The following is an 11,531-nucleotide window of genomic DNA, read 5'->3' on the forward strand; positions in this document are numbered from 1 at the left end:
TCGTTGGTCGTAACGAGATTGCTCGCCCTCAAACAAGAGCATTAAGCGCAGCAACCGGACGATTGCCATGCTTCTGGAGAAACGCTTCCATTCGGGCGATGTCAACAGTACCATCGGTCGTATAGTCCGCAGCATGAACTCCGCCGGAAATGTAGAGCACATCCAGTCCGAAATCGGCAGCTCCCTTCACATCGGTCAAGACACCGTCTCCGATACCGAGAATCCGGCTTTTCTCGACTGTCTCACCGCGGATCTCTTCAGCGAACCTCAGTGCTGCCTCGTAAATCGGGCGATGCGGCTTTCCTGCTATAAGGGTGCGTCCGCCGAGCTGGCCATATTCGCGTGCAAGGGCACCTGCGCACCAGATCAGCCGCGTACCGCGCTCAACCATAATGTCCGGATTGGCACAGATGAACGGAAGATTGCGCGAACGCAGCCGGACCAGCAATTCCTTATAATCGTCCGGTGTTTCACTTTCATCATCATAAAGTCCGGTGCAGACGACCCCCGAAGCTTCGAATTCTTCGACCAATTCAACATCGAGACCGTCATAGATGGTCAACTCGCGCTCACAGCCGATGTGAAACACCTTGCGCGGACCTTCGGCGATCAGATCACGGGTTACATCGCCGGACGTGACCACACGATCATAGGCATCGGCGGGAACGCCAAGACCCAACATCTGCTTTTCGACATCAGGATGAGGCCTTGGAGAATTCGTCACCAGAATGACCGTAACACCCTCGGCGCGCGCGCGCTTTAGCGCCTCGATTGCAGCCGGATACGTGGCTTCACCGTTATGCACCACGCCCCATACATCACAGAAGAGCACATCGTACTGGTCGGTCAGATCGTCGAGGCGTTCGAGCTGCTTCATGGTTTCCTCTTGATAATCCATCGGTAAGGCGAGAACCGCTATAGGGTGTCTTTAAGACTGCCGAGAAGGCAGCCAGCGCTCCATCTAACGCAGCCAATCACATCTGTCACGGTCTTTGGCCTGGATATCCGACCGGCAAAGCGCGTCCAATTATCCCATAGGTGATTTCACCGATCATTTACCGTGCTTCGTGACTGACTGTTAGAAGGATGCTGGTAGGAGCGGATACAACCTTTCATTTCATGTGTCGCAGACACAACCGTCGGCGGGGGCTACATTGAAAAACTGGATCACTCAAACCAGCAGGCTTGCGCTGCGTGGTTTTCGTCAATTGACTCAACCCATGAGCCTGCGCTTTGCCAAAGACGAGCGCGGTAATTTTGCGATGATAATGGCTTTGGTGCTGGTGCCCCTGTTGCTTGCCGGCATGGTTGCAGTCGACTCCGCCAATCTCATGCGCGTGCGCAACAATGTGCAGGCTTCGCTCGATGCTGCGGCACTTGCTGTGGGTAGGAGATTTTCCACTGGCGAAAGTCAAACTGTCGTGCAGGTATATGGTGCGCAAGTTTTTACCGCTAACCTTACCGCACTGAGCGCAGATGCGGTCAATTTCGACGTCGCTTTTCCCAAAGATAAAACAACTGATCAACAGATACAGGCGACCGCTGGATTCACTTATAAGTCCCTGTTTGGTGTCATTGCTTCTCGCCTTACAGGAGATGATTGGGATCAAAACCAATATACGCTCAGCTCTTCGGTCAGGCTTAAGAACACGATTGAAGTCGCTCTCGTTCTCGACAATTCCGGCTCCATGGATGAAACCAGAAGCGGGTCGACAAAAAAGCGCATCGACCTTCTGAAAGAAGCCGCCTCACAGCTCGTGGAGACATTGGCCGCGCAATCCACGCTCATAACCCACGTTGAAAACCCTGTGCAATTTTCACTCGTTCCCTTTGCTGGTTCAGTAAATGTCGGCCCGCAATATTTGAACGCAGCCTGGATGGATCCGGAAGGCAGGTCTCCCGTCAATCTCGAAAACTTTACGCTGCCTGTCACCATCGACAGTACACGCAAGATAGAAGAAAAGCCGGTAGGCAGCGGGCGATATTACAAATCCGGAACCGGCTGGGGGGAACGCAATAACAAACCTTATTCGCGTGCAGAACTTTATGCCGACCTTTCCCTGCGATCGAAAGAGACTTGGCTCCCTTGGCAGGGTTGTGTCGAATCTCGTCCGGGCACCTATGCGCTGGATGTAACGCCTCCTTCTGACAACAACCCAGACACATTATTTGTCCCCATGTTCGGCCCGGCTGAGTATTACAATACCGATAGCAGGGGAAACGTCACTTCCACCGTTTTGAACAGCTGGTGGCAAGACGACACATCCTTGGCTTACTCGCCCCGGCAAAGCGACCTCAAGAAATACTATCTGCGCGATTCCCTCGACAAGATTTACCGAGGCGGTAGATCGAATGGCGGCGGCCCCAACTATAGCTGCACATCATCACCTCTCACCCCATTGACGGACGTCACTACCGAACAGGGGATGAAAACAATTCAAACCGCAATCAAGGCGATGGTACCAAGCGGCGGTACGAATGTTCCCGAGGCTATGGCCTGGGGCTGGCGAACGATCGTCCGAGGAGCACCGTTTACAGAAGCCCGGCCTTCGACCGAACGCGGCAATGATAAAGTTGTGATCGTGCTGACCGACGGCGCCAACACCTATTATAAATATGACGGACTGGCTGGCTCGGGTCCCGACAGAGCTGCAAACTTTTCCTACTATTCAGCGCACGGCTACACTGCTCGCATAACCAAACACTACAGCCAGGCCCGTTTATTTCAGGAAAGCGGCGTTTCGGTTTCGCAAAATAACAGTACATATACGAAGGCTATGAATGCGCGTTTTGCAAAGCTCTGCGACAACGCCAAGTCAGCCAATATCATCGTTATGACAGTCGCATTGGATCTCAGCGAGACGAACAGCACCGAGAAAGCACAAATAGATCTGTTGAGATCCTGCTCTTCAAACTCGCGCGTTCGCATGGAGAGCGGCAGACCAGCCAAGCTTTTCTGGAACTCAACCGGCGGTGAACTAAGCGAAACATTCAGGCAGATCGGCGACGAACTCTCCAATTTGCGCATTGTGGATTGATATTGCCAACGACATCACCATATGCCGGATCGGACATAGTCAACCCGTGGCCGCTCCGCGTTAAGGATGGTGCAAATTAACCATCATTCATCTGTCAAATTTCTCAGGCAACCTTGACAAGATAAGGTCCGGCTTCTATCTCAGAGCCACGTTAGCACTCTCGCATGATGAGTGCTAACAAGCGCGGATCGGCTCGATCCGTTAACAGGGTTCAACGTCTATAACACCAAGGGTTATACCATGGCTGATATCAAGTTCCGCCCGCTTCATGACCGCGTCGTCGTTCGTCGCGTTGAATCGGAAGCCAAGACCGCTGGCGGCATCATCATCCCTGACACCGCCAAGGAAAAGCCGCAGGAAGGCGAAATCGTCGCTGTTGGCGCAGGCGCTCGTGACGAAGCTGGCAAGCTGATCGCTCTGGAAGTCAAGGCTGGCGACAAGGTTCTGTTCGGCAAGTGGTCGGGAACCGAAGTCAAGATCGGCGGCGAAGACCTGCTGATCATGAAGGAATCCGACATTTTGGGTATTGTCGGCTAACGCCTCCGACTCGGTATCGTCGGCTAATATGGCCTACATACGGGTCGATCATATACCACAAACCAATTCACCATAATCTGACCGGGACAATTCCCAGGAGAGTAAAATGGCTGCAAAAGACGTAAAATTCGGTCGCTCTGCGCGCGAAAAGATGCTGCGCGGCGTCGATATCCTTGCTGACGCTGTAAAGGTAACGCTCGGCCCGAAGGGTCGTAACGTTGTCATCGACAAGTCCTTTGGCGCTCCGCGCATCACCAAGGACGGCGTATCGGTCGCCAAGGAAATCGAACTGGAAGACAAGTTCGAAAACATGGGCGCACAGATGCTGCGCGAAGTGGCTTCGAAGACCAACGACACTGCCGGTGACGGCACGACGACCGCTACCGTTCTCGGTCAGGCAATCGTTCAGGAAGGCGCAAAGGCTGTTGCCGCCGGCATGAACCCGATGGACCTGAAGCGCGGTATCGACCTCGCAGTAACCGAAGTTGTTGCTGAACTTCTCGGCAAGGCCAAGAAGATCAACACGTCGGAAGAAGTTGCTCAGGTTGGCACCATCTCCGCTAACGGCGAAGCCGAAATTGGCAAGATGATTGCTGATGCGATGCAGAAGGTCGGCAATGAAGGCGTGATCACGGTTGAAGAAGCCAAGACCGCTGAAACCGAACTCGAAGTCGTCGAAGGCATGCAGTTCGACCGCGGCTACCTGTCGCCTTACTTCGTCACCAACCCTGAAAAGATGGTTGCTGACCTCGAAGACGCCTACATCCTTCTGCACGAAAAGAAGCTCTCGAACCTCCAGGCTCTTCTGCCGGTTCTGGAAGCTGTCGTTCAGACCTCCAAGCCGCTCGTCATCATCGCTGAAGACGTCGAAGGCGAAGCTCTTGCAACGCTCGTCGTCAACAAGCTGCGCGGCGGCCTGAAGATCGCTGCTGTCAAGGCTCCTGGCTTCGGCGATCGCCGCAAAGCCATGCTCGAAGACATCGCGATCCTCACCGGCGGTCAGGTTATCTCCGAAGACCTCGGCATCAAGCTCGAAACCGTTACGCTCGACATGCTCGGCCGTGCAAAGAAGGTTTCGATCTCGAAGGAAAACACCACGATCGTTGACGGTGCAGGCCAGAAGGCTGAAATCGACGCTCGCGTTAGCCAGATCAAACAGCAGATCGAAGAAACCTCTTCGGACTACGACCGTGAAAAACTTCAGGAACGTCTTGCCAAGCTTGCTGGTGGCGTTGCCGTGATCCGCGTCGGCGGTGCAACGGAAGTTGAAGTGAAGGAAAAGAAGGACCGCGTTGACGACGCCCTGAACGCAACCCGCGCTGCGGTTGAAGAAGGCATCGTTGCTGGTGGCGGCACCGCCCTCCTCCGCGCTTCGGCCAAGATCTCCGCCAAGGGCATCAACGCCGACCAGGAAGCTGGTATCAACATCGTTCGTCGCGCTCTGCAGGCTCCAGCTCGTCAGATCACGACCAATGCCGGTGAAGAAGCTTCGGTTATCGTTGGCAAGATTCTTGAGAATGCTTCTGAAACCTACGGCTACAACACTGCCAATGGTGAATTCGGCGACCTGATCAAGGCTGGCGTTGTCGATCCGGTTAAGGTTGTCCGTACCGCCCTGCAGAATGCTGCATCGGTTGCCGGCCTCCTGATCACGACGGAAGCCATGATCGCTGAACTGCCGAAGAAGGATGCAGCTCCGGCTGGCATGCCTGGCGGCATGGGCGGCATGGGCGGCATGGACTTCTAAGAAGTCTATAAAGCACGCCCATCAGGTAATAAGCTCGCACCGCAAAGCGGTGCGGGTAGCGGCATGGACTTCCAAGAAGTCCGTCAAGCTTACTTTGATGAAAATGCGAGAAAGGTGGCCTTGGGCCGCCTTTCTTTTTACGTTGCATAACCGTTTGTGATTTATGAAAAAATTTACTCTGCTCGCGCTTTGCTGCACCGAAGTCTTTATTTTAGAAACTTCTGATTGACTCATAACCACCAATCATGGTCAATCCCGAATGACACAGAGATGGACTTCCTGTTTGCCCCCGCACTTTGGAAGTCCTGTCTCAGGCAACAGGAAAGGCAGGCTTCGGCCTGTCTTTCCACTTGCACTTCCAAAAACTCAGCTTCTATTCTGCGGCGTCAATCTGCGCCTTTCCTGATATCGAGGCGTCATAACGCGCGCGAGCCATCATTACCTTTGCTTCATTGGCTATCGCCCACTCACCCAATGCGCGCACAGGCCGCAAGAGATCGCTCCCCATTTCAGTCAGTTCATATTCGACCTTGGGCGGAATTGTCGGAAAGATCGTACGCGTGACGAAACCATCTCGCTCCAGATTGCGTAACGTCGTCGTCAGCATTTTCTGAGAAATACCATCTACGCTTCGACGCAACTCGTTGAAACGCATTGGATGATTACCGAGATAGCTCACCACAAGCACCGTCCATTTATCGCCCACGCGAGACAGAATATCCGCAACGGTCCTGCATGCACTGGTTTCCTTGAAGTCACCGGGTTTCATAAAAGTGCCTCCTTGTGCGCTAGGTAAGTCACTTATATAGCGTCAGTTTCTAACGGTTACCACTCTAAATAAAGGTGCTATCTATGTCTAAGCTCAAAGTCGCCGTCATCGTCGGCAGTACACGTGAACAGCGTTTTGCTCCAGTCCCTGCTCAGTGGATTGCGAAACTCGTAGCAGAACGCCCGGAACTGGACGTGGAAATTCTCGATGTCGCCGATTATCCGATGGGCTTCTATGGCGACACTTCCACCACGACCGCACAAGCAGAAACTGCTGACAAATGGAAAAACAAGCTGCGCGAATTCGATGCCTATATCCTGACTGCGGCTGAATACAATCACGCTCCTACTGCTGTTCTAAAAAACGCCATCGACTATGGTGACTGGATTCAGAAGCCAATGGGATTTGTCGGCTATGGTGGCGTCGGTGGTGCTCGCGCTGTCGAACAACTGCGGATGATTGCAGTCGAAATGTCTTCTATGTCCGTCAAGACCGGCGTTCATATACTTTTCCCTGATTATCTCGCCGTCGTCAAAGGCGAGAATAAGCTGGACGACTTCCCTCATCTGGCAGAAGCAGCCAAAAACATGCTGGATCAGTTGGTTTGGTGGGGCAAGGCACTTAAGTCGGCGCGTGCCATCTGAATAAGACGGCAAGCCGGAACGTTAGAGTTCCGGCTTGCCGCTAGCATTGTATGCCCTATGATTATCCGCAGTCACAATGTAATGGATGATCATATGCGTAAAGAACTTCCTATCGCCACAGCTCCGAAAGACGGCCGTAAGATTACAGTCGTCTGGACCGATGAAGATGACCAGCGCAATGAGTCAATTGCACAGTATCGAACGCTAGCCCAATTGCAGGCCGGTGGCGGTCAGTGGGATGAGACAGATACTGGCTGGTGGACGTTCACCGATAGCAAAACCCAGCGCAAGATCGAACCGACCGCCTGGATTTCCGAAACGGATAACGGTGACGAAGAGGACGACGCTTGACCGTGGAGGTCCAGGTCAACAAAAATTGACTTTTATAGTCATGTTTTATCAAATGATTGCGTTATAAAAGTTTCACGAAGAAACATTAGCCCGCCAGGTGCTTGGCGGTGCTATATTTGCTTTGGATGGCTCGGTTTCGAGTCCAATTACCCGGAGACCTGAAATGACCGCTACGCGTACCGAAACAGATACGTTCGGACCGATTGATGTTCCTGCAGACCGCTACTGGGGCGCTCAGACGCAACGCTCGTTGCAAAACTTCAAGATCGGCGGGGAGCGCATGCCGCTTCCGTTGGTCCACGCACTGGGTGTCGTCAAGCGCGCGGCAGCGGAAACCAATATTGCGCTTGGCAAACTCGATCCGGTTCTCGGCCAGGTAATTGCAGTGGCGGCGTCCGAAGTCATCGAGGGTAAGCTCGACGAGCACTTCCCGCTGGTCGTCTGGCAGACTGGTTCGGGAACGCAATCGAACATGAATGCCAACGAGGTCATTTCAAACCGGGCTATCGAACTTCTCGGTGGTGAAATGGGGTCCAAGAAGCCGGTCCATCCCAATGACCACGTGAATATGAGCCAGTCGTCCAATGATAGCTTCCCAACGGCAATCCATGTTGCCACGGCAGTCGAGGCCGTCAATCGGCTTTATCCGGCGGTTGAACATCTGACCAAGGCGCTCCAGGCCAAGGAAGAGTCCTTCAAGGATATCATCAAGATCGGTCGTACCCATACGCAGGATGCAACGCCGGTTACACTGGGACAGGAATTCTCCGGGTATCGCGCCGCGTTAGAATATGCGCGCCATCGCATCGAGCAATCGCTCGCAGACGTCTTTCTGCTCGCACAAGGCGGGACTGCAGTCGGCACGGGCCTGAACGCGCCAATCGGTTTCGACACGGGCTTTGCTGAAGCCGTGAGCGAAATTACCGGCCTCCCTTTCAAGACTGCGCCCAACAAATTTGAGGCTCTTGCCAGCCACGGCGCTATCCTCAATTTCCATGGCAGCCTGAATGCTTTGGCGGCGGATCTTTTCAAGATCGCGAATGACATTCGTTTCCTCGGTTCGGGTCCGCGTTCCGGGCTTGGTGAACTGTCACTGCCGGAAAACGAACCCGGCTCCTCAATCATGCCGGGCAAGGTCAATCCGACCCAGGCAGAAGCTTTGACTATGGTCACAACACAGGTGTTTGGCAACCAGACCACAATTACGGTCGCCGCAAGCCAGGGTCACTTCGAGCTTAACGTGTTCAAACCGGTAATCGCATATAATGTCCTGCAATCGATCCGCATTCTCAGTGATGCCATGGTGTCGTTTGCCGATCATTGTGTGGAGGGAATCGAACCGAACCTGAACCGTATCAAGGAACTGCTGGACCGCTCGCTGATGCTTGTGACCGCGCTGGCTCCGGCGATCGGTTATGACAATGCAGCCAAGATCGCCAAGACTGCGCACAAGAATGGAACGACCTTACGTGAAGAAGCATTGGCGAGCGGATTGGTGTCGGCAGAAGACTATGAGCGGCTGGTGCGGGCAGAGAGAATGATTGCACCAGAGTGAATTGGTATTCATACTGTAAACAAACTGTCGAGGATTAGACGGCTTTCCTTGACAGTCTGCAGTCGTTAATTGATGCCTCAGTTCAACAGGAGATAGCCCCGCATGTCCTCTATCACTCCACAGTCCAATGGCGCTGTAACGCTCATCGCCCGCATCTTTCTTTCGATCCTCTTCATTCTTGCCGGCTACGGCAAGCTGACCGCCATCTCGGGCACTGCAGGTTACTTCGCTGGTCTCGGCCTTCCGGTTCCAACCGTTACGGCTGTCATTGTCGGTCTGGTGGAATTTGTCGGCGGCCTCGCAATTCTCGTCGGCTTTCAGACCCGCATCGCGGCAGCCATTGTCGGTCTGTTCACCATCGGCGCGACGCTTGTTGCCCACATGGACTTCTCGCAAGGCATGAACGCCATGATGGCGCAGAAAAACCTCGCAATTGCGGGTGGTCTCTTTATCCTCGCCCTGCATGGTGCAGGTTCGCTTTCGATTGACGCCAAGCGCGGCTGATCAGAAATCACCAACACAACATAAAGAAACCGCGCTATTCAGATGGCGCGGTTTTTTAATTTCCAGCGTCTTGCTGCCAATGGTTAAAAAGGAGGATTCTCCTCGAATTGAGGTAAGTCATCCAGAATGTCATACCATGGAGCTTTCGAGCCGACGAAAATATGAGCAGACGGCTTCAGCTTTGGCTCCTCAGCCAACACGCCATAATTGACGTGAACATATTCGCCCCCGCGAACGATGGAATATAGAAAAGAACCACAAGAAGCGCATCGCACATCGTGATCGATCTCGTTGCCGACAAGCATGAGCGACGATTTACTATTCGTCTCTTCGAGTGCGTGGGTTTTTATTCCACCGAAAGCCTTGAATGCACTGCCAGTGGCACGACGACATAATGAGCAATGGCAGTTCAGGGCATATTCGAATTCATCCGTCACTGTGAAACGCCCTGCTTCGCAGGTACAACGTCCAATCAATTTCCGCACACTATTCATCTGAACTGTTCCGAGTTCCAATTGTGAAATGGCAACTCGCAACATAAAAGACAAACTTGAAGTTATCTACCCGCCCAGTCCTTTACGAATACGGGTCGCAACTTCTGTGACACGTGCATTCTCGCGACTGCGGCGTGCTGAAACAAGGCAAGCCTGCGAGCGCAGAATAACGCCGTCTTCCAGAACCTTTAGGCGGTTAGCCCGCAGTGTTGAACCCGTCGATGTAATATCGACGATCATGTCTGCAGAACCTGCAGCCGGGGCGCCTTCAGTAGCCCCCAAGCTTTCAACGATGCGGTAAACCTGAATACCATGCTTCTGCGAAAAGAATTGCTGTGTCAGTCGCCAGTATTTGGTGGCGATGCGCAGACGGCGACCATGACGCTGGCGGAAATCTGCCGCCACATCGTCCAAGTCAGCCATACTGGTCACATCACGCCAGACTTCCGGAACTGCCACCACAACGTCAGCATGACCGAACCCCAGTTCCGCTTCGATGGCCACGCGTTCTTCCGAATGCGCCAATGTTTCGCGAACAAGATCTTCGCCTGTAACGCCCAGATCAACACTGCCGTATCCCAGTTCACGGGCGATTTCGGAAGCCGAAAGGAACAGAATGTCGAGATCAGTTTCGCCCTCAACACGAGCCCGGTAATTACGCGAGTCATCCGGCAGGATCACTTTGTAACCTGCCTTGTCTAGTACTGCGAGCGTCTGTTCCTTCAAGCGCCCTTTGGACGGCAATGCCAGAGTCACACTCATTTTTTCTCTCCCGCCAGCATTTGCAGTCGGTCGAGCCAGATGGAAAAGCCGACGCCGGGAATGTTTTCCGAAGCGCCAAGCATGGTCAGAAGCCGGTCATAGCGACCGCCGCCAGCGAGAACGCCTTCCTTTTCAACACCCGGAGCCCGGATTTCATAAACGAGACCGGTATAGTAATCGAGCGGACGCCCGAAGGAGGCATCGTAGATAATATCTTTTGTGGCGATGCCCGCATTCGCAATAGCTTCACTGCGCGCCTCAAACTTCTGCAAGACTGCAGCAAGATCAAGGGCGTGTTCCGAAGCAAATGCCCGCAAGGTAACGGCTGCGGAATCAAGCGAGACGCGCGTTTCAAGAAACTGTTTCAGAAGATCAAGCGCGGATGCCGGAAAGCGCGTAACCGCAAGATCTTCCTTCTCGATCAACCGGCGTGCAATCTCGGCCGGCGAACGTCCTGCACTGGGCGAAATGCCAGCTTCGAGCATTTCCGCTTCCAGCATGCGTGCAAGCCCGGATTCATCGCCCTCTGCCACCAGCCCGGCAAGCGTTTCCGGCAACGGATCACGCCGTTGTGCGCCAGTCAGTTCAGCAAGTACCTGTTCCATGGAATTCGCATCGCCGAAAGAACGCAGAAGCTTCTTGCGCCAACCTTGTGGCAGGCCCAGCGCCTTCAGCATACCCGCAAAAACCGACTGGTCTCCCAGAACAATCTCAAGCTCTGCTTCAGGAGCCGCCGCGCGAACACAGGAAAGCGCATCAGCAATCGAGCGCGCATCCGATGCGGCTTCGTCGGAAGCACCCAAGTCTTCGATACCGGCCTGAAGGAATTCAGCCGCACCGTCACGATGCTGACGGAACACTTCGCCCAGATAGGCATAGCGCTTCGGCGTGGCAGCATTCAGGGCGATGTGGTTGCGGCAGACGGGAATGGTAAATTCCGGCCGCAAGCACAAACTATCGCCGTTCTCGTTTTCAGTGAGAAAAATACGACGGCGTAAATCCTCGCCCGCCATATCCAGAAATGGATCAGCCGGCTGAATCAGCGGAATTTCGACAAGTTCGGCTTCGCGCGCACCAAGCGTCGCACGAAGAGAATTGAAAACACCAGACGAGCTCGATCCAGCCATGGT

12 protein-coding genes are annotated in these 11,531 nt (G+C 53.8%); 7 read left to right on the plus strand and 5 right to left on the minus strand.

Annotated elements, in window-relative coordinates; genetic code table 11:
• Positions 1-28: 28 nt before the first annotated feature.
• Positions 29-877 (minus strand): TIGR01459 family HAD-type hydrolase, encoded by an 849-nt coding sequence (locus LJ361_RS08410; RefSeq protein WP_264813319.1) that lies wholly within the window; start codon positions 875-877, stop codon positions 29-31.
• Positions 878-1,154: 277 nt separating this feature from the next.
• Here LJ361_RS08410 and LJ361_RS08415 point away from each other — a divergent pair, with 277 nt between their 5' ends.
• The 3 genes from LJ361_RS08415 (at position 1,155) to groL (ending at position 5,322) form a co-directional block, all read left to right on the plus strand.
• A complete protein-coding gene (locus LJ361_RS08415) occupies positions 1,155-3,038 on the plus strand; it encodes a pilus assembly protein (RefSeq protein ID WP_264813320.1) in 1,884 nt (627 codons plus the stop codon).
• A 240-nt stretch (positions 3,039-3,278) separates the two neighbouring features.
• Positions 3,279-3,575, plus strand: coding sequence for a co-chaperone GroES (gene groES / locus LJ361_RS08420; protein ID WP_006472506.1), 297 nt, complete (start codon positions 3,279-3,281; stop codon positions 3,573-3,575).
• A gap of 106 nt (positions 3,576-3,681) precedes the next feature.
• Positions 3,682-5,322, plus strand: a complete 1,641-nt coding sequence (gene groL, locus LJ361_RS08425; protein ID WP_010660991.1) for a chaperonin GroEL — start codon at positions 3,682-3,684, stop codon at positions 5,320-5,322.
• A gap of 373 nt (positions 5,323-5,695) precedes the next feature.
• Here the strand turns inward: groL and LJ361_RS08430 are convergent, their stop codons facing one another.
• Positions 5,696-6,091: a winged helix-turn-helix transcriptional regulator gene (locus tag LJ361_RS08430; RefSeq protein ID WP_010660990.1), complete on the minus strand. Its 396-nt coding sequence runs from the start codon at positions 6,089-6,091 to the stop codon at positions 5,696-5,698.
• Positions 6,092-6,174: 83 nt separating this feature from the next.
• On the opposite strand from LJ361_RS08430, the gene LJ361_RS08435 reads away from it, so the two are divergent.
• The 4 genes from LJ361_RS08435 (at position 6,175) to LJ361_RS08450 (ending at position 9,145) form a co-directional block, all read left to right on the plus strand.
• Entirely contained in the window at positions 6,175-6,735 is a 561-nt protein-coding gene (locus LJ361_RS08435; protein ID WP_151606955.1) for an NADPH-dependent FMN reductase, read from the plus strand.
• 93 nt (positions 6,736-6,828) lie between these two features.
• Positions 6,829-7,086 (plus strand): hypothetical protein, encoded by a 258-nt coding sequence (locus LJ361_RS08440; protein WP_010660988.1) that lies wholly within the window; start codon positions 6,829-6,831, stop codon positions 7,084-7,086.
• 163 nt (positions 7,087-7,249) lie between these two features.
• A complete protein-coding gene (fumC, locus tag LJ361_RS08445; RefSeq protein ID WP_010660987.1) occupies positions 7,250-8,641 on the plus strand; it encodes a class II fumarate hydratase in 1,392 nt (463 codons plus the stop codon).
• Positions 8,642-8,743: 102 nt separating this feature from the next.
• Positions 8,744-9,145: a DoxX family protein gene (locus LJ361_RS08450; RefSeq protein WP_010660986.1), complete on the plus strand. Its 402-nt coding sequence runs from the start codon at positions 8,744-8,746 to the stop codon at positions 9,143-9,145.
• Between the two features lie 83 nt (positions 9,146-9,228).
• On the opposite strand, the gene LJ361_RS08455 is transcribed toward LJ361_RS08450, so the two are convergent.
• From LJ361_RS08455 to LJ361_RS08465, 3 genes are all read right to left on the minus strand, one after another.
• Positions 9,229-9,582, minus strand: a complete 354-nt coding sequence (locus tag LJ361_RS08455; protein ID WP_308669810.1) for a GFA family protein — start codon at positions 9,580-9,582, stop codon at positions 9,229-9,231.
• Positions 9,583-9,705: 123 nt separating this feature from the next.
• Positions 9,706-10,401 (minus strand): ATP phosphoribosyltransferase, encoded by a 696-nt coding sequence (gene hisG / locus LJ361_RS08460; RefSeq protein ID WP_010660984.1) that lies wholly within the window; start codon positions 10,399-10,401, stop codon positions 9,706-9,708.
• A complete protein-coding gene (locus tag LJ361_RS08465) occupies positions 10,398-11,528 on the minus strand; it encodes an ATP phosphoribosyltransferase regulatory subunit (protein ID WP_036581524.1) in 1,131 nt (376 codons plus the stop codon). The genes hisG and LJ361_RS08465 overlap by 4 nt, the downstream gene beginning before the upstream one ends.
• Positions 11,529-11,531 lie beyond the last annotated feature (3 nt).

This window comes from Brucella sp. JSBI001, assembly GCF_026014005.1.
In the GTDB taxonomy this organism is placed as follows: domain Bacteria; phylum Pseudomonadota; class Alphaproteobacteria; order Rhizobiales; family Rhizobiaceae; genus Brucella; species Brucella anthropi.

What these genes read in the sequence shown, in the direction of transcription:
- LJ361_RS08450 (WP_010660986.1), top strand. Translation starts at nt 8,744, where the DNA reads ATGTCCTCTATCACTCCACAGTCCAATGGCGCTGTAACGCTCATCGCC.
- groL (WP_010660991.1), top strand. Translation starts at nt 3,682, where the DNA reads ATGGCTGCAAAAGACGTAAAATTCGGTCGCTCTGCGCGCGAAAAGATG.
- LJ361_RS08430 (WP_010660990.1), bottom strand. Translation starts at nt 6,091, where the DNA reads ATGAAACCCGGTGACTTCAAGGAAACCAGTGCATGCAGGACCGTTGCG.
- groES (WP_006472506.1), top strand. Translation starts at nt 3,279, where the DNA reads ATGGCTGATATCAAGTTCCGCCCGCTTCATGACCGCGTCGTCGTTCGT.
- LJ361_RS08435 (WP_151606955.1), top strand. Translation starts at nt 6,175, where the DNA reads ATGTCTAAGCTCAAAGTCGCCGTCATCGTCGGCAGTACACGTGAACAG.
- LJ361_RS08440 (WP_010660988.1), top strand. Translation starts at nt 6,829, where the DNA reads ATGCGTAAAGAACTTCCTATCGCCACAGCTCCGAAAGACGGCCGTAAG.
- fumC (WP_010660987.1), top strand. Translation starts at nt 7,250, where the DNA reads ATGACCGCTACGCGTACCGAAACAGATACGTTCGGACCGATTGATGTT.
- LJ361_RS08410 (WP_264813319.1), bottom strand. Translation starts at nt 877, where the DNA reads ATGAAGCAGCTCGAACGCCTCGACGATCTGACCGACCAGTACGATGTG.
- hisG (WP_010660984.1), bottom strand. Translation starts at nt 10,401, where the DNA reads ATGAGTGTGACTCTGGCATTGCCGTCCAAAGGGCGCTTGAAGGAACAG.
- LJ361_RS08465 (WP_036581524.1), bottom strand. Translation starts at nt 11,528, where the DNA reads ATGGCTGGATCGAGCTCGTCTGGTGTTTTCAATTCTCTTCGTGCGACG.